The 20,681-nt window shown below is 65.2% G+C and carries 26 protein-coding genes; 22 read left to right on the top strand and 4 right to left on the bottom strand.

Annotation, left to right across the window (positions count from 1 at the left end; translation table 11 throughout):
- Positions 1-93 precede the first annotated feature (93 nt).
- The 18 genes from Q0799_RS12160 to Q0799_RS15200 all read left to right on the top strand — a co-directional run bounded on the left by Q0799_RS12160 (position 94) and on the right by Q0799_RS15200 (position 12,039).
- Complete coding sequence (locus tag Q0799_RS12160; RefSeq protein ID WP_028996143.1) at positions 94-828, top strand: cytochrome c biogenesis protein CcdA; 735 nt, start codon at positions 94-96, stop codon at positions 826-828.
- An 84-nt stretch (positions 829-912) separates the two neighbouring features.
- Positions 913-1,227 (top strand): hypothetical protein, encoded by a 315-nt coding sequence (locus tag Q0799_RS12155; RefSeq protein WP_298398687.1) that lies wholly within the window; start codon positions 913-915, stop codon positions 1,225-1,227.
- 54 nt (positions 1,228-1,281) lie between these two features.
- Complete coding sequence (locus tag Q0799_RS12150) at positions 1,282-1,815, top strand: peroxiredoxin-like family protein (RefSeq protein WP_298398685.1); 534 nt, start codon at positions 1,282-1,284, stop codon at positions 1,813-1,815.
- On the top strand, positions 1,815-2,657 hold the full coding sequence (locus Q0799_RS12145) for a DUF692 domain-containing protein (RefSeq protein ID WP_298398683.1): 843 nt from the start codon (positions 1,815-1,817) through the stop codon (positions 2,655-2,657). The genes Q0799_RS12150 and Q0799_RS12145 overlap by 1 nt, the downstream gene beginning before the upstream one ends.
- Before the next feature lie 2 nt (positions 2,658-2,659).
- Complete coding sequence (locus tag Q0799_RS12140; protein ID WP_298398681.1) at positions 2,660-3,388, top strand: putative DNA-binding domain-containing protein; 729 nt, start codon at positions 2,660-2,662, stop codon at positions 3,386-3,388.
- Positions 3,389-3,671: 283 nt separating this feature from the next.
- Positions 3,672-4,052, top strand: a complete 381-nt coding sequence (locus Q0799_RS12135; protein ID WP_298398679.1) for a thioredoxin family protein — start codon at positions 3,672-3,674, stop codon at positions 4,050-4,052.
- Positions 4,049-4,687 (top strand): sigma-70 family RNA polymerase sigma factor, encoded by a 639-nt coding sequence (locus Q0799_RS12130; protein ID WP_298398677.1) that lies wholly within the window; start codon positions 4,049-4,051, stop codon positions 4,685-4,687. Before Q0799_RS12135 ends, Q0799_RS12130 begins: the two co-directional genes overlap by 4 nt.
- Positions 4,681-4,875: a zf-HC2 domain-containing protein gene (locus Q0799_RS12125; protein WP_298398675.1), complete on the top strand. Its 195-nt coding sequence runs from the start codon at positions 4,681-4,683 to the stop codon at positions 4,873-4,875. The genes Q0799_RS12130 and Q0799_RS12125 overlap by 7 nt, the downstream gene beginning before the upstream one ends.
- 113 nt (positions 4,876-4,988) lie before the next feature.
- Complete coding sequence (locus tag Q0799_RS12120) at positions 4,989-5,522, top strand: YgjP-like metallopeptidase domain-containing protein (protein WP_298398673.1); 534 nt, start codon at positions 4,989-4,991, stop codon at positions 5,520-5,522.
- Between the two features lie 105 nt (positions 5,523-5,627).
- Positions 5,628-7,130 carry a nitrogenase cofactor biosynthesis protein NifB gene (gene nifB, locus Q0799_RS12115; protein WP_298398671.1) on the top strand — a complete coding sequence of 501 codons (1,503 nt, stop codon included), beginning with the start codon at positions 5,628-5,630 and terminating at the stop codon, positions 7,128-7,130.
- Entirely contained in the window at positions 7,131-7,421 is a 291-nt protein-coding gene (locus Q0799_RS12110) for a 4Fe-4S binding protein (RefSeq protein ID WP_298398669.1), read from the top strand.
- Complete coding sequence (locus Q0799_RS12105) at positions 7,421-7,888, top strand: ArsC/Spx/MgsR family protein (RefSeq protein WP_298398667.1); 468 nt, start codon at positions 7,421-7,423, stop codon at positions 7,886-7,888. The genes Q0799_RS12110 and Q0799_RS12105 overlap by 1 nt, the downstream gene beginning before the upstream one ends.
- Positions 7,827-9,137 (top strand): FprA family A-type flavoprotein, encoded by a 1,311-nt coding sequence (locus Q0799_RS12100; protein ID WP_298398665.1) that lies wholly within the window; start codon positions 7,827-7,829, stop codon positions 9,135-9,137. Before Q0799_RS12105 ends, Q0799_RS12100 begins: the two co-directional genes overlap by 62 nt.
- Before the next feature lie 16 nt (positions 9,138-9,153).
- Complete coding sequence (locus tag Q0799_RS12095; protein ID WP_281984746.1) at positions 9,154-9,441, top strand: 2Fe-2S iron-sulfur cluster-binding protein; 288 nt, start codon at positions 9,154-9,156, stop codon at positions 9,439-9,441.
- A gap of 69 nt (positions 9,442-9,510) precedes the next feature.
- Positions 9,511-9,873 carry a 2Fe-2S iron-sulfur cluster binding domain-containing protein gene (locus Q0799_RS12090; protein ID WP_028996157.1) on the top strand — a complete coding sequence of 121 codons (363 nt, stop codon included), beginning with the start codon at positions 9,511-9,513 and terminating at the stop codon, positions 9,871-9,873.
- Between the two features lie 2 nt (positions 9,874-9,875).
- Positions 9,876-10,448, top strand: a complete 573-nt coding sequence (locus tag Q0799_RS12085) for a nitrogen fixation protein NifQ (RefSeq protein WP_298398661.1) — start codon at positions 9,876-9,878, stop codon at positions 10,446-10,448.
- Complete coding sequence (gene draG / locus Q0799_RS12080) at positions 10,427-11,380, top strand: ADP-ribosyl-[dinitrogen reductase] hydrolase (RefSeq protein WP_298398659.1); 954 nt, start codon at positions 10,427-10,429, stop codon at positions 11,378-11,380. Before Q0799_RS12085 ends, draG begins: the two co-directional genes overlap by 22 nt.
- A gap of 74 nt (positions 11,381-11,454) precedes the next feature.
- A complete protein-coding gene (locus Q0799_RS15200; RefSeq protein WP_366940784.1) occupies positions 11,455-12,039 on the top strand; it encodes a YkgJ family cysteine cluster protein in 585 nt (194 codons plus the stop codon).
- Positions 12,040-12,116: 77 nt separating this feature from the next.
- Here the strand turns inward: Q0799_RS15200 and Q0799_RS12070 are convergent, their stop codons facing one another.
- On the bottom strand, positions 12,117-12,959 hold the full coding sequence (locus Q0799_RS12070; protein WP_298398657.1) for a LysR substrate-binding domain-containing protein: 843 nt from the start codon (positions 12,957-12,959) through the stop codon (positions 12,117-12,119).
- 94 nt (positions 12,960-13,053) lie between these two features.
- Between Q0799_RS12070 and Q0799_RS12065 the strand changes: the two genes are divergently transcribed.
- Positions 13,054-14,256 carry a YbfB/YjiJ family MFS transporter gene (locus Q0799_RS12065; protein ID WP_298398655.1) on the top strand — a complete coding sequence of 401 codons (1,203 nt, stop codon included), beginning with the start codon at positions 13,054-13,056 and terminating at the stop codon, positions 14,254-14,256.
- A 3-nt stretch (positions 14,257-14,259) separates the two neighbouring features.
- Here Q0799_RS12065 and Q0799_RS12060 read toward each other — a convergent pair whose 3' ends face one another.
- Positions 14,260-14,643, bottom strand: a complete 384-nt coding sequence (locus Q0799_RS12060) for a hemerythrin domain-containing protein (RefSeq protein ID WP_298398653.1) — start codon at positions 14,641-14,643, stop codon at positions 14,260-14,262.
- Entirely contained in the window at positions 14,643-15,194 is a 552-nt protein-coding gene (locus Q0799_RS12055; RefSeq protein ID WP_298398651.1) for a hypothetical protein, read from the bottom strand. The genes Q0799_RS12060 and Q0799_RS12055 overlap by 1 nt, the downstream gene beginning before the upstream one ends.
- Before the next feature lie 305 nt (positions 15,195-15,499).
- On the opposite strand from Q0799_RS12055, the gene Q0799_RS12050 reads away from it, so the two are divergent.
- Positions 15,500-17,887 (top strand): EAL domain-containing protein, encoded by a 2,388-nt coding sequence (locus Q0799_RS12050; protein WP_298398649.1) that lies wholly within the window; start codon positions 15,500-15,502, stop codon positions 17,885-17,887.
- Position 17,888: 1 nt separating this feature from the next.
- Here Q0799_RS12050 and Q0799_RS12045 read toward each other — a convergent pair whose 3' ends face one another.
- Positions 17,889-18,725 (bottom strand): SIR2 family protein, encoded by an 837-nt coding sequence (locus tag Q0799_RS12045; RefSeq protein WP_298398647.1) that lies wholly within the window; start codon positions 18,723-18,725, stop codon positions 17,889-17,891.
- Positions 18,726-18,939: 214 nt separating this feature from the next.
- Here Q0799_RS12045 and Q0799_RS12040 point away from each other — a divergent pair, with 214 nt between their 5' ends.
- Complete coding sequence (locus Q0799_RS12040) at positions 18,940-20,130, top strand: HD domain-containing phosphohydrolase (RefSeq protein ID WP_298398645.1); 1,191 nt, start codon at positions 18,940-18,942, stop codon at positions 20,128-20,130.
- A gap of 161 nt (positions 20,131-20,291) precedes the next feature.
- Entirely contained in the window at positions 20,292-20,624 is a 333-nt protein-coding gene (locus tag Q0799_RS12035) for an SMR family transporter (protein ID WP_043699625.1), read from the top strand.
- Positions 20,625-20,681 lie beyond the last annotated feature (57 nt).

Here is a 20,681-nt window from a genome sequence, read left to right as displayed (position 1 = left end):
ATCGAGCAGGACCGGCAAGCGCCGCCGTCCGGTTGATTCGACTGTAAGAAATCCGCCCCCCGCCGCGACCAATCTCCAACTCAAGGAGATGTCATGCTCGAAACCCTTTCCCCCGCCGTTCTCGGCCTCGCCCTGCTGGCCGGCAGCCTGACCACGCTGTCGCCCTGCGTCTTTCCCGTGTTGCCGCTGGTGGTCGGCGGTGCCGTGCAGCAGAACAAGCTCGCGCCGGTGGCGATGGGCGTCGGCATGGCGCTGTCGTTCGCCTTGATCGGCATGCTGCTCGGCGCACTCGGGCCGGCGCTGGGCATCGACGGCGACCATGTGCGGACTTTCGGCGGCTGGCTGCTGCTGACGTTCGGCCTGGTCATGCTGGTGCCGGCGCTGAACGCCCGCTTCACCGAATGGATGCTGCCCATCGCCAGCCAGGCCAACGCTGCGTCGGCGCGGCTGAACGGCGGCTCGCTGGGCGGCGCCTTTTTGCTGGGTGGCGTGCTCGGGCTGGTCTGGAGTCCCTGTTCCGGCCCGCTGCTCGGTGCCGCGCTGAGCCTGGTTGCAGCCGAAGGCGGCGCCCTGCGCGGTGGCGTCGTGCTCGGTCTGTTCGGGATCGGTGCGGCGGTGCCGCTGGTCGGCGTCGCCTATGCCTCGCGCGCCGGCTTCGGTCGCGCCCGTGGCTGGGTCATGCAGCACATTGGCCGCATCAAGACCGTGTTCGGCGTCCTGCTGCTGCTCACCGGCATCGCCATCCTCAGCGGCGCCGACAAATGGCTGGAAGCCATCATCGTCGAACGTTTGCCGGATTCCTGGGTCCGACTGACCACGCTGTTCTGAAATCTTCTGTAAGAAAGTCGGCCATGACGCCGACCAAGCAACAGGCAGGCTTTCTGCCATCACCCCACCTCAATGGAGACCATCATGAAAAAGCAGACAATCACCTCCCTGGCCATCGGTTCCGCCTTCGCCGCCGTCGCCCTGACCCCGGTTGCCCACGCCGCCGACAACCCCTTCGCCGCCAAGCAGCTGTCGGCCGGCTACCAGCTGGCGCAGGCCGACACCAAGGGCAAGGAAGGCAAATGCGGGGAAGCCAAGTGCGGTGCCGAGAAGAAGGCGAAGGATGCCAAGTGTGGCGCCGACAAGAAAACGGATGCCAAGTGCGGCGCTGACAAGAAGCCGGCCGACAAAAAGGCAGATGGCAAATGCGGCGAGGCCAAGTGCGGCGCCAAGAAGTAAGACGCTGAACCAACGGGCCGGCGGTCGATGCCGGCCCTTTCAAGGAATATCCTCATGCCGCTATCCCTGATTCCCCGCCAGCCGGTCCCGGCGCTCAATGTGCCGCAACTCTCCGGCAGCCGCCTGACGCTCGCCGCCGGGGCAGCGCCTGCCTTCACGCTGCTGGTCTTCTACCGCGGTTACCACTGCCCGCTGTGCCGTACCTACCTGAGCGAACTGAATCGCCTGCATGACGAATTCGCCGCCCGCGGCGTGGTCGTCAAGGTACTCTCGTCGGATACCGAAGAACGCGCCCGCCGCGCCGCCGACGAGTGGTCGCTCGACCAGCTCGACCTCGGCTACGGTCTGAGCGAGGCCGACGCCCGCGCCTGGGGCCTGTACATTTCCACCGGCCGCGGCCTGACCTCGACCGGCGTCGAGGAACCGGCGCGTTTTTCCGAGCCCGGCGTTTTCCTGATCCGCCCCGACCTGACGCTGTACTGGGCCAACGTCCAGACCATGCCCTTCGCCCGGCCGCACTTCAAGGACATGCTCGGCGCCATCGACTTTGTCGTCGCCAAGGACTACCCGGCGCGCGGAGAAGCCTGATGCACGCCCGCCCGCCGCGCGGCGCCGGCCTCGGTTTCCGGCGCGAACTGATCGCCCCGCTGCAGGCCGGCGTGCCGGCAGCCATCGATTTCTTCGAACTGGCGCCCGAGAACTGGGCCGGCATGGGCGGGCGCTCGGCACGGCAACTGCGCGAATTCACCGAACGCTACCCCTTCGTCTGCCACGGTCTGTCGCTGTCGCTGGGCGGCAGCGGGCCGCTCGACGAGGCGCTGCTCCACCGCACCCGCGACTTCATGCGCGAACACGGGATGACGCTGTACACCGAGCACCTCTCGTGGTGCGCCGACGACCGCCAGCTCTACGACCTGCTGCCGATCCCGCAGACCGAAGCGGCGGTGCGCTGGACTGCCGAACGCATCCGGCACGCCCAGGACATCCTCGGCCGGCAAATCGGCATCGAGAACGCCTCGACCTACGTCGAACCGCCCGGTGCCGAGATGAACGCCGCCGAGTTCATTGGCGCCGTGGTCGAGGCCGCCGACTGCCTGCTTCACCTCGACGTCAATAACATTTACGTCAATAGCCGCAACTTCGGCTTCGACGCGCACGAATTCCTCGCCGCGCTGCCGCTGGCGCGCACCTGCTACGTCCATGTCGCCGGCCACTACGTCGAGCCGGACGGGCTGATCATCGACACCCACGGCGCACCGGTGATCGACCCGGTGTGGGCACTGCTCGCCGACGCCTATGCGCGCATCGGCGGCGAGGTACCGACCTGCCTCGAACGCGATTTCAATTTTCCCGATCTGGCGGCCTTGACCGCAGAGGTCGAAACCATCGCCCGGCTGCAGGCCGCAGCGAAGCAGCGCAAGGCGGCCTGAACATGGAATTCCAGAACTTCCAGCAAGCCTTCGCCAATCACCTGCGCGACCCGCAACGCGCCCCCCGACCGGCCGGCGTGCCGGCACGCGGCATGGGCGTGTACCGCGAGCTGGTCGGCAACAACCTGCAGGGCTTCATCGACAGCGCCTTCCCAGTCTGCCGCGCCATCCTCGGCGAGGCGCGCTGGCAGCGCCTGGGGCGCCGCTTCCGCCGTGACTGGCCCCTGCACACGCCGTGGTTCCGCGAAATCCCGCGCGAGTTCGTACAGTTCCTGGCGCAAACGCCGCGCCTGCGCCTGCCGCGCTGGCTGCCCGAACTGGCGCATTACGAATGGGTCGAACTGGCCGCCGACATCGCCGACGCACCGATCCCGCCGCACGACCCGGCCGGCGACCTGCGCCACGGCACGATCATCCTCAACCCGGTGCTGTTCAACCTCGCCTACGTCTGGCCGGTCCACCGCATCGGCCCCGACTGGCGCCCGCGCAAGGCGCAGGCAACGCACCTGCTGGTCTATCGCGACACCGACGACATCGTCCGCTTCAGCGAAACCAACCCGGTCACCGCCCGCCTGCTCGTGCTGCTCGCGGAAACGCCACAAAACGGCGAAGCCGCCTGCCGGCAGATCGCCGCCGAACTACAGCACGCCGAACCCGAGCGGCTGGTCGAGTTCGGCCTTGAACTCCTCGCAGACCTGCGTCGCCAGGGGATAGTGCTCGGCACGGAGTAAGCACGGGATCACCGTACTTTGACCGGCTCGAATCGACCCGAAGCGGAATTTGGTTGTTTGTGAAAGCGGACGTTCAACAACGGATCGCGCGTAGGCTTTGCAGAATTTTTTGAACGGCCGCAGTCGGCCGAATACCGCCTGACAACCAATGCCCAACACGACGATATTTGCCGGTCTACTTCATTGCAATGCGTTCATTCAGCCCGACCCAGACAACGCAGTGTAAGAATTCCCCCACCAACTCCGACCAATCATCACCATCCTCAACCCCTCGGAGTCCATCATGAAAACCATCCGCCTGCTCGCGGCCCTCGCCTTCACCACCATCGCCGGTTTTGCCCAGGCGCTCGACATCGCCCCGTGGACGGCGGCCGACTTTGCTCAGCAACAGACTGCCGGCAAGGCCGTTGCCCTACATTTCCACGCCGACTGGTGCCCGACTTGCCGGGCACAGCAGAAGGTTTTCGACGGCTGGCGTGGCGATGCTGCCGTACCCGGCCGCCTGCTCGTCGTCGATTACGACAACGCCCGCGAACTACGCCGCCAGTTGGGCGTGCGCATGCAATCAACGTTGATCGTCTTCAAGGGTGACAAGGAAGTCGCGCGCCTGGCTGGCGACACCGATCCGGCCAAGCTGCGTGCCGCGCTGGAAGCCGCCCGTTGAGCTACCATGGCGGCATTGACGCCCGCGCCACGGAGGCCGCCATCGCTCCCCCTGCCAGCATCGACAACGCCTTTGTCGAACAGGTCCGCCGCGACATGCTGGCTTTCGCCCAGCTCCAGTTGCGCGATGCCGCCCTGGCCGAAGACGCCGTCCAGGATGCCCTGACCGCCGCGCTGACCAGCGGCAAGGATTTCGCCGGCCGCTCGGCGCTGAAGACCTGGGTGTTCGGCATCCTGCGCCACAAGATCGTCGACCTGATCCGCCAGCAGTCGCGGACGACACCGGTGTCGGCTTTCGGCGGCGACGAGGACAGCCTGGACCAGGCCTTCGATGCCCTGTTCAAGGAAAACGCCCACTGGCAGCCGGCGCACCGCCCGGCCGCCTGGGGCGATCCGGAAAGCTCGCTGCGCGACAAGCACTTCTGGGTCGTCTTCGACGCCTGTCTGACGCACCTGCCCAAGAACACCGCGCGCGTCTTCATGATGCGCGAGTTCCTCGAACTCGATACCGGCGAAGTCTGTTCCGCCGCCGGCATCAGCACCAGCAACTGCCACGTCATCCTGCATCGCGCCCGCAGCGCCTTGCGCGGCTGCCTGGAGAAAAGCTGGTTCCTCGCCGGAGAACGCCCATGTTGAGCTGCAAGGACGCCACCCGCCGCATGTCGGAAGCCGAAGACCGCGAACTCGGCCTCGGCGAACGCCTCGAACTCGGCATGCACCTCGCCCTGTGCAAGGGCTGCCGCAACTACCAGCAGCACCTGCAGGTGTTGCGCGATGCCTGCCGCGGGTACCGGGACGAGCTGACGAACCCGGAAAAGGAATAAGGCGCAATTGCCGGCATCGCCATACAGAATCTCTCCCACTGGGAACCGAGGGTGCTACCCAAACCGGTCAATTCCCGGGACAATCGCGCCCTCAGCGCTGACCGCCTCCATTCGTGCCCACCGCCTACCTCGCCGGCTATCCGCCCAACCTGACCGAACCGGTCGCCCGCCTGCTTGAGCAGGGGCGTCTGGGCGAGGCTTTGCGCAAGAAGTATCCGGAGGCGCACGCGGTACGCACCGACCGGGCCTTGTACGATTACGTGCAGGATTTGCGTGGCGAGTTCCTGCGCAATGCGCCGCAGCCGAGCAAGATCGTTTTCGACGGCAAGCTGCAGTCGGTCGGCCGGGCGCTGGGCACGCACACCCGTGTGGCACGGGTGCAAGGCGGCAAGTTGAAGACCAAGCATGAAATCCGGATCGCCGCCGTGTTCCGCGAGGCGCCGCCGGAATTCCTGCGCATGATCGTCGCCCACGAACTGGCCCACCTCAAGGAAAGCGAGCACGACAAGGCCTTCTACCAGTTGTGCCGACGCATCGAGCCGGATTACCACCAGTTGGAATTCGATCTGCGCGTCTATCTATGCCATCTCGCTACCGGCGGCGAGGGTTTGTGGCCGGCGATGTCCGGTTTGCGACATCCGGCCTGACAGGGCAAAAACACGAACACCGCAAGCCATTGATTTATTGAGAAATAACTCACTGGCACAGCGATTGCTGAAGAGGCTCCGAACAGTTTTCTTGGAGCCCTCATCGTGGAACTTCCAGTCATCAGCAACAACGCACCAGCCGCCGAAGGCGGCGGCTGTTCTTCCAGCGGTTGCGGCACGGCGCCGGACGGGCTGGCCCATCTACCGGATCACATCCGCGCCAAGGTACAGGATCATCCCTGTTATTCGGAACAGGCGCACCACTATTTCGCCCGCATGCACGTCGCCGTGGCGCCGGCCTGCAACATCCAGTGCAACTACTGCAACCGCAAGTACGACTGCTCGAACGAATCGCGCCCGGGCGTCGTCTCCGAGCTGCTGACGCCGGATCAGGCGATCAAGAAGGTGCTCGCCGTGGCCGCCGAGATTCCGCAGATGACGGTGCTCGGCATCGCCGGCCCCGGGGACCCCCTGGCCAACCCGGGCCGCACTTTCGACACTTTCCGCCAGCTCTCCGAGAAGGCCCCGGACATCAAGCTGTGCGTGTCGACCAACGGTCTGTCCCTGCCCGAGCACGTCGACGAAATCGCCAAACACAACATCGACCACGTGACGATCACCATCAACTGTGTCGACCCCGAAGTTGGCGCCAAGATCTACCCGTGGATCTATTGGGAGAACAAGCGCATCTTCGGCATCGAAGGCGCGCGCATCCTGATCGAGCAGCAGCAAAAGGGTCTGCAGATGCTGACTGACCGCGGCATCCTGGTGAAGGTCAATTCGGTGCTGATTCCCGGCATCAATGACCAGCACCTCAAGGAAGTCTCCAAGGTGGTCAAGGCCAAGGGTGCCTTCCTGCACAACGTCATGCCGCTGATCGCCGAGGCCGAGCACGGCACCTACTACGGCATCATGGGCCAGCCGGAACCGACCCAGGAAATGCTGCAGGAGCTGCAGGACGCCTGTGCCGGCGACATGGCGATGATGCGCCACTGCCGCCAGTGCCGCGCCGACGCGGTCGGCCTGCTGGGCGAGGATCGCGGCGACGAGTTCACCATGGACAAGATCGACGTCATGGAGGTCGATTACGAAGCCGCCATGGTCCGCCGCAAGGCAGTGCATGACGCGATCATCGAGAAACTGGAAGCCGAACGCGGCGTCGCCAAGCCAAAGCCGACCGACATTCCGGAAGGTTCGCGCCCGGTGCTGATGGCGGTGGCCGGCAAGAACGGCCTGGTTGCCGAGCACTTCGGCCACGCCCGCGAGTTCCTGATCTACGAGGCTTCGCCGGAAGGCGTGCGTTTCATCAGCCACCGCAAGACCGAGCTCTACTGCGGCGGCATGGATGCCTGCGGCGACGGCGACGTGGTCGAGGCGGGCGCCAGCGAATCGCTGCTTGACCGCAACATCCGCATCCTCGAAGGCTGCGAGGTCGTGCTCTGTTCCAAGGTCGGTTACGAGCCCTGGGCCAAGCTGGAAGCCGCCGGCATTGCGCCGAACGGCGAACACGCGATGGAGCCGATCGAGGAAGCGGTGATGGCGGTGTACAAGGAAATTGCGGCGACCGGCAAATTGCTGCCGCAAGCCGATTCTCTGAAGGTGGCGTAAATGGCACTGCAGATAACCGAATCCTGCGTCAATTGCTGGGCTTGCGTCGATGTCTGTCCGAACGACGCCATCTACCAGCCGGACCGCGACGAAGCGCCGCATTTCCTGATCAGCGCGGACAAATGCACCGAATGCCTGGGCGACCACGCCGACCCGCAATGCGCGGCGATCTGCCCGATCGAAATGGCGATCGTCAATGAACTCGGGGAATTCCTCAATCCGCCGGGATCACTGACCGGCATTCCAATCGAAAAGCTGAAGGAATTCGGCTTGTGGCGGGAGGCAGCCTGATGGCGGTCATCACTTTCTACGAAAAACCCGGCTGTAAAGGCAATCTGCGCCAGAAGACGCTGCTTGCCGCCGCCGGTCACACCGTCCAGGCGAAAAGCCTGAAAAGCGAAGCCTGGACGGCCGACCGCCTGCTCCAGTTCATCGGCAAGCTGCCGGTCGCGCGCTGGTTCAACCCGGCCGCACCGGCGATCAAGAGCGGCGAGATCGTGCCCGAGAACATCAGCTTCGAGCACGCGCTGCAGTTGCTGCTGGAGAACCCGCTGCTGATCCGCCGCCCGCTGATGGAAGTCGGCGACGAACGCATGGTCGGTTTCGATCCGGCCGCAGTTGACGCCTGGGTCGGACTCAACGGCGTCGAGCTGCCGGCAGGCAATATCGAAGCCTGCGTGCACGGGCCGGAGGGCCATGGCAGCTGTGGCAGCCATGCGCACGACGAGGAAGAACATGCCGGTTGCGGGACTCACTGACGGCGCCGTCGAGATTGCCCCGGGCGTCCACTGGGTGGGCGCCCTCGACCCGCACCTGCGTTCCTTCGACATCATCCTGAAAACCGCCAACGGCACCAGCTACAACAGCTATGTCGTGCGCGGCGAAACGGGCGTGGCGGTCATCGACACGGTCAAGGAAAGCTTCGCCGACACCTTCTTCACCCGGCTCGAATCGGTGGCCCGTTACGACGAAATCACCACCATCGTCCTCAACCACCTCGAACCGGATCACAGCGGCGCCCTGCCCGAGCTGCTCAAGCGCGCGCCGCAGGCCAAGGTGTACCTGTCCAGCCGCGCGCAGATGATGCTGAAGGCGCTGCTCAAGCCGACCGGCGAAAAGCCGCCCGAATACATTCCGGTCACCACCGACGACGAAGTCGACCTCGGCGGGCGCACCCTGCGTTTCCTGCACACGCCCTACCTGCACTGGCCGGATACCCAATGCACCTACCTGGTCGAGGACGGCATCCTGTTCTCCGGCGACATCTTCGGCTGCCATTTCTGCGACGCCCGGCTGTTCAACGACCGGGTCGGCGATTTCCGTTTTTCCTTCGAGTACTACTACGCGCACATCATGCGCCCCTTCCGCGAGCACGTGCTCGACGCGGTGGCGTTGATCGAGCCGCTCGAACTGAGCACCCTCTGCCCGGCGCACGGCCCCATCCTGCGCCATCAGCCGCGTGATTACCTGCACCGCTACCGCGAACTGGCGACACCGCGGCTGTTCAACGAAGCAAAAAGTGAAAAGACGCTGGTCGTCTTCTACATCTCGGCCTACGGCAACACCCGGCGCATGGCCGAAGCCCTGGCCGCCGGCGCCGAGCGCATTGAAGGCGTGCGCGTCTCGCTGTACGACCTCGAAGGCGGCGAAGACGGCATCTTCACCGACCTGATCGAGGAAGCCGACGGCCTCGCCTTCGGCAGCCCGACGATCAACGCCGACGCGGTCAAGCCGGTGTGGGACGTGCTCTCGTCGCTGACCACGGTCAACGTCAAGGGCAAGCTCGGCGCCGCCTTCGGCTCCTACGGCTGGAGCGGCGAAGCGGTGCGGCTGATCGAGGATCGCCTGCGCGGACTCAAGCTGCGGGTGCCGGTCGAAGGCCTGCGCATCAAGCTCGTCCCCGATGCCGGCGAACTCGACGCCTGCCGCGACCTCGGCGAACAACTGGCGCGCCACCTGACCGGCCGCCTCGAAACGCGCGTCATCGACATGGCCGAACTGGCCTGAAACAGGAGAAAAAACAATGCCCAAAGCAAAAGTCACCTTCCAGGATATCGGCGTCGCCGTGACCGTTCCCGCCGGCACCCGGCTGATCGAAGTCTCGGAGAAGGTCGGTGCCGGCATCACCTACGGCTGCCGCGAAGGCGAATGCTGCACCTGCCTGACCAAGGTGATCGAAGGCGGCGAAAACCTCGCCCCGCCGAGCGTGCTCGAAGACCAGGTGCTCAAGGACAACATGGCCCCGCGCGGCCACCGCCTGGCCTGCCAGGCCCAGATTCTTGGCGGCGAAATCGTCGTCAAACCCGCATAAGACCCACAACCGCTGCATCCCGACAACAACAGAGAAACCTCGAAAACCCGCTTACCGGAGAAAGAACAAATGGCTCTCATCACTTTTACCAGCCCGCTGCACAAGGACAAGACGGTTTACGCCGTCGCCGGCAGCAATCGCCAGACCGTCCTCACGCTGGCCAAGGAACACCACATCCCGATCGATTTCGGCTGCGAGAATGGCGACTGCGGCACCTGCCTGGTCAAGGTCTCGTCGGTCGACGCCAAGCGCAGCCCGATGGGCGCACCGCTGACCGATCACGAAATCCGCGTGCTCAAGGAACTGGGCAAGATCACCCAGGCCGAAGTCGACAAGATGCTGGTCGACGACCTGTGCCCGACCCAGTGGCGCCTGGCCTGCCAGATGGTCCTGCGCGATGAGGATCTGCTCATCGAATACCCGAGCAAGTGACCATGAACGCCCCGGATCGTCTGAACTACCGGCGCATGCTGTTCGATGCGCTGCTGGCGGCACCTGCCGCCGCTGCGGTGGCCGGCGATCCGAACCGGGCGTTGCTGGCCAGCATGCTGGCCGGCCAGGCCGTTGGCGACGGTTGCCTGCCGGCCGATCTCGGCCTCGGCGAAGCCGTCTTCGGCGGCCTGCTGGCCAGCTACTTTGCCGGTTTCGACCATGCCGGCCTGCCGCGCCATGTGGACAGCATCCCGGAATGGGCGGACCTGCAGCAACTGCTGCTCGATCACCGCGACCGCCAGCGTGAATCGGCACCCCTGCTCGCCAACATCGTCGCCACCGCCTGCGCCGGTCGCGACCACCTGTGGCAGGACCTTGGCCTGATCAACCGCGACGAACTGACGCAATTGATGCGCATCAACTTCCCCAGCCTGGCCCTGGCCAACAGCGGCGACATGAAGTGGAAGAAATTCCTCTACCGCCAGTTCTGCGCCCAGGAAGGTATTTACGTCTGCCCCGCCCCCTCGTGCGGGGTTTGCAAGGATTACGCCAAATGTTTTGGACCGGAGAACTGATCGCCCGCAACGCGCCGGTTCGCCGCCGCGTCACCGCCGAACGCCCGCCGCTGGTCGAGCGTGCCGTCGCCGCCTATGTCGGCCTGGCCATCGGCGACGCCCTCGGTGCCACGGTCGAATTCATGACGCCCAAGGAAATCCGCGCCCATCACGGCGTACACGAAAACATCGTCGGCGGCGGCTGGCTGCGCCTCAAGGCCGGCCAGGTCACCGACGACACGACCATGGCGCTGGCGCTCGGCGAGTCGATTCTCGCTGCCGGCCGCGTCGATGCGCTGGCCGCCGCCGACGCCTTCGACGCCTGGATGCGCGCCAAGCCGGTGGACATCGGCAATACCGTGCGCCGCAACCTGGTCAGCTTCCGCAGCAGCCGCAATCCTGAAGCCCCGCAGTCCGAGCACGACGCCGGCAACGGCGCGGCGATGCGTGTGCTGCCGGTCGCCCTGGCCTGCTACGGTAAGCCCGCGCCCGAAGTCCGCGCCGCCAGCCGGGCACAGGCCCATGTCACGCACCACAACCCGCTGTCCGACGCGGCCTGCGAAACCCTGATCTTCATGGTCCAGGATTTCCTCGGCGGCCGCGATGTCATCGACGTCGAACGCGAACGCGCCGGCGGCCTGGTCCAGGCCTTCCCGGTCTTCGCCTGGGATCGCAAGCACAGCGAGAATCCCAGCGGCTACGTGGTCGACACCATGCAGGCGGTGTTCCAGTCACTGTTCGCCACCGAATGCTTCGAGGACTGCCTGATCGACATCGTCAACCGAGGCGGCGATGCCGACACCACCGGCGCCATCGCCGGCATGCTGGCCGGTGCCCGCTACGGACTCGACGGCATCCCCCGACGCTGGTTGCGCGGCCTCGACGAACTGACCCGCGTCCGTTGCGAAAAGCAGGCCGAAGCGCTGATGGCGCTGGCGGAAAAGGCTGTCTGACAAGCCTCTCCGGGCGTGGATGACTTTTTTCGGCGGATTGGGTAAATTCGCGCGCCGCTCACACGGGTCACGCCATGGACAACGACATCCAGATTCGCCTGAAACAGGAAGACAACCGCGTTTTTCTCGACATGCCGGATACCCCGGATAATCCCTGCTTTTCCTGCGGGGCCTGTTGCCAGCATTTTCGCATTTCCTTCTATTGCGGCGAGGTTGCCGGCGGTAGCGGCGGCTTTGTCCCGGCCGAACTGGTGACCCGGCTCAACCCGGTGATGGCCTGCATGAAAGGCACCGAAGCCGGCGGCGCCCGCTGCATCGCGCTGCAGGGCACGGTCGGCCAGCCGGGCATTGCCTGCGGCATCTATGCCAACCGGCCGACCCCCTGCCGCGAATTCCCGACCTGGCTCGACGACGGCAGCCCCAACCCGGATTGCCAGCGCCTGCGCGCCGCCATCGGCCTGCCGCCGCTGCAGCCGGTGGCGCCGACCCCGCCGCACACCAGCGAACCGGTGCAGCTGAACGACCCGCTCGCCACCCTGAGCGAATGCCTGCCAAGCTCACCCGCACAGGCGGATACCGACTGTTGCAAACCGTTACTTGAGGGCGAGCCGGCGCCCCCTTATGCTGTGATCCATGAGCTGAACAGACATCAGCCCTGACGGTCAGGCCTCCTCCCCCTCGACCCAAGACCGTCCAGAAAGCCTCGTACTCCCCCCGGTGCGAGGCTTTCGCCTTTTCAGGTGGCCAGCAGCGCCGCGGCCAGGGTTTTCAGCGCAGCCAGCGGCGGCGCTTCGCGCAAGCTGATCATGCCGGTCGGCACCCGGGCGATTTCCGGCGGCACCGTTTCGACCACCAGATCCTCGGCATGCAACGACTGCTCGACCACCCGGCGCGGCATCAGCGTCCACCCGAGGCCGACCGAAACGCAGCCGAGGATGCCTTCGAGCGTGCCGAATTCCATCGCATCGGTCAGCGTGTGCCCCTGGCTGCGCTGCCAGGCCAGCGCCCGGGCCCGGTAGGCACAGCCCTCACGGAACAGGATCAGGGGTTGCTGCAGCGGATCGCTGCCGGCGGCATGGACCTGCACCAGTTCCTCGACCACCAGTTCCTCGAACTGCAGGTCGGGATCGACCACCGGCCCGGCGATGAAGGCACAGTCGAGCTTGTGCTGGCGGACCTTGTCGGCCAGCGCCGCACTGGTGTCGGTAAACACCCGCAGTTCCATGCCCGGATGGCTGGCCCGCACCGCCTTCAGCGCACGCGGCAGGTGCAGGGCGGCGAAGGTTTCCATGGCGCCGATGCGCAACTCGCCGGTGCTCTCGCCGACCTGGCGCACCGCCGCCGTCGTCTGCCGCTCCAGCATCAGCATGCGCCGTGTGTAGTCGAGCAGCACGCGCCCCGGCGGTGCCAGCTCCAGCCCGCGTCCCTTGCGGAAGAACAGTTCGGCCCCCAACTCTTCCTCCAGCCGGCGGATGCGCGTGGTGACGTTCGATTGCACCGTGTTCAGCTTGCGCGACGCAGCCAGGATGCCGCCTTCTTCGACCACCGCCTGAAAGGTTCTGAGCGCGACCAGTTCCATAACCATCTCCAATAACGAACGATTCGTTCTTGATAAATCAATTGTTGAGATAGCTTAGCCCGTTTATCGTTGTCGCACCAACAGGAGACAAAAAATGAACGAACAACGAGAACGGCTCAAGGTACTGGGCGCGGGGATTTTCAGCCTACTGCTGGCGATGGGCGTCGCCCGCTTCGCCTACACGCCGCTGCTGCCGCTGATGCAGCAGCAGGCCGGCCTGGGCATCGCCGACGCCGGCTGGCTGGCGGCAATCAATTACGGCGGCTACCTGTGCGGCGCCCTGCTCGCCTCGCTGGTCAGCGACCTGGTGCTCAAGGACAAGCTGTACCGGATCGGCATGATCCTGGCCATTGCCAGTACGGCGATGATGGGGCTGAGCACCGATCCAACAGTGTGGGCGATTTCCCGCTTCGTCGCCGGCCTGAGCAGCGCGGCGGCGATGCTGTTCGGCACCGGGCTGATCCTCAACTGGCTGATCCGCCACCAGCATCGCAGCGAACTGGGCATCCACTTCGCCGGCATCGGGCTCGGCATTGCCGGCTGTGCCGCTGCCGTCGCGCTGATGCAGCACTGGCTGGACTGGCGCGAGCAGTGGTTCGCGCTGACCGCCCTCGGCTGTCTGCTCGCCATCCCGGCACTGCGCTGGCTGCCGGCACCGGACACCAGTGGCCTGACCCGCAGCGGCGAGAAGCTCGAAGACAACCCGCCGTCGCCGCTGTTCATGCGCCTGTTCATGGCCGCCTACTTCTGCGCCGGGGTCGGCTACGTGGTCAGCGCCACCTTCATCGTCGCCATCGTCGACCGCCTGCCCGGCATGGCCGGCCAGGGCACGCTGGTCTTCCTCGCGCTCGGCGTCGGCGCGGCACCGGCCTGCATCGTCTGGGACCTGATCGCGCGGCGCATCGGCGATCTCAACGCACTGATCGCCGCCGCCGTGCTGCAGATCGCCGGCATCCTGCTGCCGCTGGCCGGCGGCCTGCCGGCGGCGCTGGCCGGAGCGATGCTGTTCGGCGGCACCTTCATCGGCATGGTCAGCCTGGTGCTGACCATGGCCGGCCGCTACTACCCGACCCGCCCGGCCAAGATGATGGGCAAGATGACCGTTTCCTACGGCGTCGCCCAGATCCTGGCGCCGGCCATCACCGGCTGGCTGGCCGCCAGCCGTGCCGGCGACTACGCGGTCGGCCTCTACCTGGCGGCCGGGGTGATGCTGGTCGGCAGCGTATTGTTGCTGGTGCTGAAGGTGGTGCAACGGCGGGAAGCGAATGCGCAGGCAACACTCTGCCCGCAGACCTGAGTTTCAGGCCATACCCGACGCTTTCAAGCGCGCCGCCAGCGCGGCATCCATGGTTGCCAGATGGGTGGCGAACCAGGCGGGCAGGCCGCGCGCGTAATCGCGGGCCGATTTCAGACGGCCGACGGCAACGCTGCGGCCGAAATGCGCCAGTTCGCCAAGCACGCGCAAATGCTCGCTGTTGTGCTCGCCGATGGCGGGAAAACGGCAGGCTTTCATCAGCCTGCCTTCGTGCTCGAAATGCGCGCGGGTGTGTTCGACCAGTTGCGAAAACACGGCCGGGAATTCGTCATCCGAGGCTAGCTGCAAGGTTTCGACCAGGGTGATGAATTCCCGGTGGGTGGCGTCCATATCCGCCACCCCGAGCGCCAGACGCTCATCCCAGGGCATCAGACGGCGCCGTGGTTTTCGCGCTTGTTGGCATTGGTCTTGCCCACCGCTTCCTCGATCGTCGCGGCCGGGTACTTGAAGACGTGGCTCTTGAGTTCCTCGTACACCTTCACCACCTTGTCGGCAGCACTCATGCCCTTGAAATCGCCCTTTTCCAGGCCGAGGACTTCGCACATCTCGTTCCACACCATGCCCTGGACCATGGGAATGCAGACGACCGAGGCGCCGTTGACGTTGGCGATGAAGGGATTGTCGATGTTAACGGTGTACAGCACGACCAGACTGCCCGGCTTGATGTCGGCACCGTACTTGTCCAGCAGCGCCGGGAAGAACTGCAGTTCATCGATGGAACCGGCCAGCAGCTTGAGTTCGTCGCCGGCCGTGAGGACGATGGCCTGCTTCATGACTTCGACCGGCGGCTTGCGGCGGCCCTGGGCGTCGGCAATTTCGCCTTCCTTCAAGACCAGTTCGCCGCGGTAGGCGACCCAGCCGGCTTCGCTGGCGGCTTCCTTGAAATTGGCGTTGAAGAACAGCGATTCGTAGCGATCCATCAGCATTTTGCTTTTTCCTTCCCTGAGTTGAAATATTGTTGGCAGCAGGTAGTTAGCAATTTCCTTGCCTTCGCCGGAATCCAGCAACCACGCGGAATCGGCACGATGCGCGACGGCGAATGTCGGATTCCGGACAATGCCGATGTCGGCATTCGCGGAAGTTCCTGGCGACAAATCCGCAAGACAAAGTGCATAATCGCCTTCAATACACATCGGACAGCAAACCGGCCTTTCATGAAACGCTGCGCCTTGCTCCTTCTACTGGTGACCGGACTGCCTGCCAGCCGGGTAACGTCGCCACGCCGATGAAAACCGTCTTCTTCCGCGACGGCATCCTGCTCCGCTCCATCCTCGTGACCATCCTGGCCTTCTGCCTGGTCGGGGTGTTGACCGTGGCCTACACCATGCAGTCGGCACGCGCCCAGGCCGAAGCGGCGTCCCGGGAACGCGTCGAGCAGTTGCTCGATACGGTGCAACGCACGCTGCAGGTTGCCGGCTTCGTCAAGGACCGGGAGCTGGCCCGCGAGGTCGCCGAGGGGCTGCTCAGCAATCCGGTGGTCCTGCGCGTGACCATCAGCGAGAACGGCAACCTGCTGGTTGACCTGGTGCGCCAGGGTCTGCTGATGTCCGGGGAAAGGCAGGCCGGGGACATGGTCCGCGCCATCCACTCACCCTTCGTCGACGGCGAAATCATCGGCGAGATCCGCCTGACGCCCGCCCCGGACGTCATCGAACACCACATCCGGGACGAAATTATCGACCGGACCTGGCAACTGGTCTGGCAACTGGCCCTGATCTCGGGGGTCATGGTGGTCACCCTGCTGGCTTTCGTGATTCACCCGATCAGTACCATTTCCCGCGAACTGCACCGGATGAATCCGACCGCCGGCGACCGGTTGAAAATTCCGCCCGGCCACGCCAAGACGGAAATCGGACGGCTGGTGACCGATGTCAATGCGCTGGCCGCAGACCTGGTCCGCACCCTCGACGAGGAACATGCCCTGCGTTTGCAGCAGGAGCTCGACGAACAGAAGTATCACGCCATTTTCGACAATGCCGAGAGCGGCATCTTCCTGATCGGACGCAATGGCCGCGTCGCCTCCTGGAACCCGGCGCTGGCGCGCCTGCTGGGAATAGCCCGCGCCGATGAATTCGCAGGCGAACTGATCCTGCTCGATCTGCCCTGGTCCGAACCGACGGCCATCGCCATGCTGATCGAAAAGGTTTTCGTTACCGGCGAATCCGCCAAGCGCGATCTCATGCTGCAACGGCCGGACCGCACGCATTTCTGGCTCAACATCATGCTCACCCCGGTCGGCGGCGATCTCCTCCAGGGGGTCGCCCACGATGTTTCGGCGCTCAAGGAAGCCGAGGCCGAAGCCAAACGACAGGCAATGACCGACCCGCTGACCGGCCTGGCCAACCGTGCCAGCCTCGAACATCTGCTGGGCGCGCGGATTCGCCAGCATCACCAGCAGACCAACCCCAGTTTCACGCTGCTGCATGTCGATCTCGACAATTTCCGCCAGATCACCGAGGGCATCGGCGTTCCGGCCGGCGATGCCATCCTGCGCATGGTCGCCGCCCGGCTGGGCGCCCAGGTCAAGGGCAACGACACGCTGGCCCGGCTGTCCGGCGACATCTTTGCCATCGTCCTGCAGAACCTCAGCAACGACGAAACCATCGGCAAGGTCGTCGATCGACTCATGCTCAGCCTGCGCCAGCCCTATCTGCTGGAAGGTTCGCCGATCCAGCTGACCGCCAGCATCGGCATCACCCTGTTCCCGCACGATGCGACCGACGCCCCCAGTCTCCTGCGCAATGCCGAACTGGCCTGCGACAAGGCCAAGAATGCCGGCGGCAACCAGTCGGCTTTTTTCGCGCCGAACCTGGCCGAAGCCGCCGAACAGCGGCGACACCTGGAAAACGACCTGCGCCAGGCGGTGGACAGGGGACAGTTCGAGCTGTACTGCCAGCCCATCGCCGACCTGTCCAGTCGTCGCGTCACCGGTGCCGAGGGCTTGATCCGCTGGCGCCACCCGGAGCGCGGCCTGGTGCCGCCCGACCGTTTCATCCCGATTGCCGAGCAGACCGGCCTGATCAACGAAATCGGCCTGTGGGTCATCGAAACCGCCTGCCGGCAGTTGGCCGGATGGCGGGCGGCGGGCATTTCCTGCTACCTGTCGGTCAATGTCTCCGGCCGCCAGATTCCCGGCGGTCTGCCGCCGGCCGCCATTGCCGAGGCCATGCAGCGCCACGGCGTGTCACCGGACAGCCTGGTTCTGGAAATCACCGAGGGTGTCCTGCTCAACAACATCGGCGAAGCCCAGGCCTGGCTGCAGGCGATCAAGCAACTCGGGCTGCGCGTGTACCTCGACGATTTCGGCACCGGCTATTCGTCGCTCTCCTATCTGAAGCGCTTCCCGCTCGATACGCTGAAGATCGACCGCTCCTTCGTCCAGGACATGCAGCCCGGCAACAGTGAATGCTCACTGGTCGAGGCCATTGTCGCCATGGCGCGCAGCCTGGGACTCAAGGTCGTTGCCGAGGGCGTGGAAACCACGGAACAACTGGGCATGCTGGCCCGCATGGGCTGCCACCACGCCCAGGGCTATCTTCTGGCCCGTCCGCTGCCGCCGGCAGAATTCCCCGAAGCGCTGCGGGAAATCGACTGCCGGCTGACGCAAACCTGATTCAGGCCGGCACCGCCGCGCCGATGAACTCGAAGATGTCGCCGTCGATGATTTCGAGACCGATCTTCTTGCAATAGCGCTGCTCCTTGGCCGTCGGTTCAGTGATGAACACCCAGCCGGCCGGCTGGGCGGCGGAGTAGATCATGTCGGCCATGACCATGCGTTCGGTGTCGCGGTTCAGACGCATGCCCATCAGCAGGTACTGCTTGCCCTTGCGCAGTTCCTTGACCTCGGGCGGAATCGAGAAACCGCCCATCAGCTCGGTGATGAAATCGACGTAGTCGGCATCCGAGGCGATGTAGTCGCCTTCCGGCAAGGGCGTGCCCATGGGCTTGAACAGGATGGGCTGCCCCGGCGCGATGTGCTCGACCCGCCGGTAGCTGCTGCCGTCCCAGGAAAAGATCTTGTAGCGGAAGGCCGTCCCGGCGATCCGGGCGATGCCGACGATCAGCGTATGCGGCACGTCGGCGTAGGAGGCCTGCAACTGGGTGTCGCGATTGATGTCGATGACGTAGGCCGGCGCAATCGTCTTCAGCCAGTCATGCACGGCCGCCCGCGTCCATTGGGTGTCGCCGTAGGTCTTGTTCAGGAAGCGGGTGACGGCGCTGCGTCCGCGCTTGAGTTCGACATTCATCGCCGCCCGGGGGAATTCGTACATCAGCTTGGGCGCCATCGGCTTGCCGCCGTTCATGGCAATGATCAGGGAATCGCTGTCGGCGGGGATTGGCGCACCGGTGGCGGCATCCCTGACATCGGCAAGCACACCCGGTCCGAGGTAGGGAACGATACTGCCGTCGCGCAGGCCGGCCAGCAATTTTTCACGCAGTTCGGGGGTCATGGTTTTTCTCTTGAGTTGGGTCGACACCGATCAATGCAAAATCCAGGCCCATCCGCAATCGACCGTATACCGTCAATCGCCTTTTTGTCCCAGTGTGACATGTCGGATTTGTGACAGCGAACAGCGTTGGACAAACCAGGGGCATAAGTGCAAACTAGCCAAAAATTTATTAATAACCAAGAATTAATAAAAATAACAATCGGAGCAAATTCATATGGCAAACGAATCCCGCCCCACCATCCTGGTCGTGGACGACACCCCGGACAACCTGGCCGTCGTCGGCGGCATACTGGGCAGCGAATACCGTGTCCGGGTTGCCAACTCCGGTGAGCGCGCCCTGCATGTCGCCAACAGCGACCCGCGCCCGGAACTGATCCTGCTCGACATCATGATGCCCGGCATGGACGGGTACGAGACCCTGCGCCGCCTGCGCGAAGACCCCGCCACCCGCGACATCCCGGTCATCTTCGTCACCGCCATGGACGCCGACAACGACGAGGCCATCGGTTTGCAGATGGGTGCCGTCGACTACGTGACCAAGCCGATCCGCCCGGCCATCCTGCTCGCCCGCATCCGCACCCGCCTCGAACTGCAGGCCGCCCGCGACCACCTCGCCCGCCAGAACGAAATCCTCGAAGCCCGTGTCGCCAAGCGCACCCGCGAAGTCGAGCTGATCAAGGATGTCGGCATGCACGCGCTGGCCACGCTGGCCGAAAAACGCGACAACGAGACCGGCAACCACCTGCTGCGCACGCGCGGTTACATCGAGGTACTGATGACCGACCTGGCGCAACGTCCCGAATTCGCCGAACAACTGACGCCGCTGCGCCAGCGGCTGATTGCCAAGGCCGCCCCGCTGCACGACATCGGCAAGGTCGGCATTCCCGACGCCATCCTGCTCAAGCCGGGCCGCCTGACGCCGGAAGAGTTCGAGATCATGAAGACGCACGCCCGCATCGGCGCCGACGCCCTCGACGAAGCCATCGCCCGCGTACTCGCCGATCGCCGGCAGAATCAACCGGCCGAGGAAGAGCGCTATTCGCTGGACTTTCTCGAAGCGGCCCGCGAAATCGCCGGCGGGCATCACGAAAAATGGGACGGCAGCGGCTACCCGCACGGGCTGGCGGGCGAAGCGATCAGCGTCGAGGCGCGCATCGTCGCCGTGGCCGACGTGTTCGACGCGCTGACCAGCCAGCGCCCCTACAAACCCGCGTGGCCGCTCGAGCGGGCGCTGGACCTGTTGCGTGCGGAAAGCGGGCGGCATTTCTGGCCGGACGCGGTGCAGGCGCTGCTGGCGCGCATCGACGACGCGTGGGCCGTCCGCCAGCAGTGGCTGGACGACGGGCCGGAGAAGGGCACGCAAGGCGCGCCAGCGACGACGGATGCGACGGTCAGCCCCCCCTGACCGCACCGCCTGACACCCGCACGCCCCGCAAGGGGCGTCTCCCCGCGTCCGATCACGGAAGCACGCGGTGGCCCGCGACCCCGCCGTCGCGGGGTTAAAATGGCGCCTCCTGCATCCCCGGGCGACCCATGCGCCCGTACGAACCGATTCGAGCGCTCGACATGAACCCCTGGCTATTGCTCGGTCTGGCCATCGTCGCGGAGGTCATTGGCACCTCCGCGCTCAAGGCCAGCGACGGCTTCACGCGCCTGCAGCCATCGGTGGTCGTCGTCGTGGGCTATGGCGTGGCGTTCTATTGCCTGTCGCTGGCGCTGCGGCATATCCCCGTTGGCGTGGCGTACGCGGTTTGGTCGGGGCTGGGCATCGTGCTCATCACGCTGGTGGCGTGGGTGGTCTATGGCCAGCGCATCGACGGGCCCGGCCTGCTGGGCATGGGCCTGATCATCGCGGGCGTGCTGGTGCTCAACCTGTGGTCCGACAGCGCCGGGCATTGATGCGCCGCGCCCTCACACCCCCACGCCCGCACGGTCCGGGCCGGAGGTCGTTGGCTG

The organism is uncultured Azonexus sp., assembly GCF_937982035.1.
GTDB lineage: Bacteria > Pseudomonadota > Gammaproteobacteria > Burkholderiales > Rhodocyclaceae > Azonexus.
This window is presented reverse-complemented; position numbering and strand designations above follow the sequence as displayed.

What these genes read in the sequence shown, in the direction of transcription:
- Q0799_RS12035 (WP_043699625.1), top strand. Translation starts at nt 20,292, where the DNA reads ATGAACCCCTGGCTATTGCTCGGTCTGGCCATCGTCGCGGAGGTCATT.
- Q0799_RS12145 (WP_298398683.1), top strand. Translation starts at nt 1,815, where the DNA reads ATGCACGCCCGCCCGCCGCGCGGCGCCGGCCTCGGTTTCCGGCGCGAA.
- Q0799_RS12095 (WP_281984746.1), top strand. Translation starts at nt 9,154, where the DNA reads ATGCCCAAAGCAAAAGTCACCTTCCAGGATATCGGCGTCGCCGTGACC.
- Q0799_RS12090 (WP_028996157.1), top strand. Translation starts at nt 9,511, where the DNA reads ATGGCTCTCATCACTTTTACCAGCCCGCTGCACAAGGACAAGACGGTT.
- Q0799_RS12050 (WP_298398649.1), top strand. Translation starts at nt 15,500, where the DNA reads ATGAAAACCGTCTTCTTCCGCGACGGCATCCTGCTCCGCTCCATCCTC.
- Q0799_RS12100 (WP_298398665.1), top strand. Translation starts at nt 7,827, where the DNA reads ATGGCAGCTGTGGCAGCCATGCGCACGACGAGGAAGAACATGCCGGTT.
- Q0799_RS12125 (WP_298398675.1), top strand. Translation starts at nt 4,681, where the DNA reads ATGTTGAGCTGCAAGGACGCCACCCGCCGCATGTCGGAAGCCGAAGAC.
- Q0799_RS12105 (WP_298398667.1), top strand. Translation starts at nt 7,421, where the DNA reads ATGGCGGTCATCACTTTCTACGAAAAACCCGGCTGTAAAGGCAATCTG.
- Q0799_RS12085 (WP_298398661.1), top strand. Translation starts at nt 9,876, where the DNA reads ATGAACGCCCCGGATCGTCTGAACTACCGGCGCATGCTGTTCGATGCG.
- Q0799_RS12065 (WP_298398655.1), top strand. Translation starts at nt 13,054, where the DNA reads ATGAACGAACAACGAGAACGGCTCAAGGTACTGGGCGCGGGGATTTTC.
- Q0799_RS12160 (WP_028996143.1), top strand. Translation starts at nt 94, where the DNA reads ATGCTCGAAACCCTTTCCCCCGCCGTTCTCGGCCTCGCCCTGCTGGCC.
- Q0799_RS12135 (WP_298398679.1), top strand. Translation starts at nt 3,672, where the DNA reads ATGAAAACCATCCGCCTGCTCGCGGCCCTCGCCTTCACCACCATCGCC.
- Q0799_RS12060 (WP_298398653.1), bottom strand. Translation starts at nt 14,643, where the DNA reads ATGCCCTGGGATGAGCGTCTGGCGCTCGGGGTGGCGGATATGGACGCC.
- Q0799_RS12150 (WP_298398685.1), top strand. Translation starts at nt 1,282, where the DNA reads ATGCCGCTATCCCTGATTCCCCGCCAGCCGGTCCCGGCGCTCAATGTG.
- Q0799_RS12070 (WP_298398657.1), bottom strand. Translation starts at nt 12,959, where the DNA reads ATGGAACTGGTCGCGCTCAGAACCTTTCAGGCGGTGGTCGAAGAAGGC.
- Q0799_RS15200 (WP_366940784.1), top strand. Translation starts at nt 11,455, where the DNA reads ATGGACAACGACATCCAGATTCGCCTGAAACAGGAAGACAACCGCGTT.
- Q0799_RS12040 (WP_298398645.1), top strand. Translation starts at nt 18,940, where the DNA reads ATGGCAAACGAATCCCGCCCCACCATCCTGGTCGTGGACGACACCCCG.
- Q0799_RS12110 (WP_298398669.1), top strand. Translation starts at nt 7,131, where the DNA reads ATGGCACTGCAGATAACCGAATCCTGCGTCAATTGCTGGGCTTGCGTC.
- Q0799_RS12055 (WP_298398651.1), bottom strand. Translation starts at nt 15,194, where the DNA reads ATGGATCGCTACGAATCGCTGTTCTTCAACGCCAATTTCAAGGAAGCC.
- Q0799_RS12155 (WP_298398687.1), top strand. Translation starts at nt 913, where the DNA reads ATGAAAAAGCAGACAATCACCTCCCTGGCCATCGGTTCCGCCTTCGCC.
- Q0799_RS12045 (WP_298398647.1), bottom strand. Translation starts at nt 18,725, where the DNA reads ATGACCCCCGAACTGCGTGAAAAATTGCTGGCCGGCCTGCGCGACGGC.
- draG (WP_298398659.1), top strand. Translation starts at nt 10,427, where the DNA reads ATGTTTTGGACCGGAGAACTGATCGCCCGCAACGCGCCGGTTCGCCGC.
- Q0799_RS12140 (WP_298398681.1), top strand. Translation starts at nt 2,660, where the DNA reads ATGGAATTCCAGAACTTCCAGCAAGCCTTCGCCAATCACCTGCGCGAC.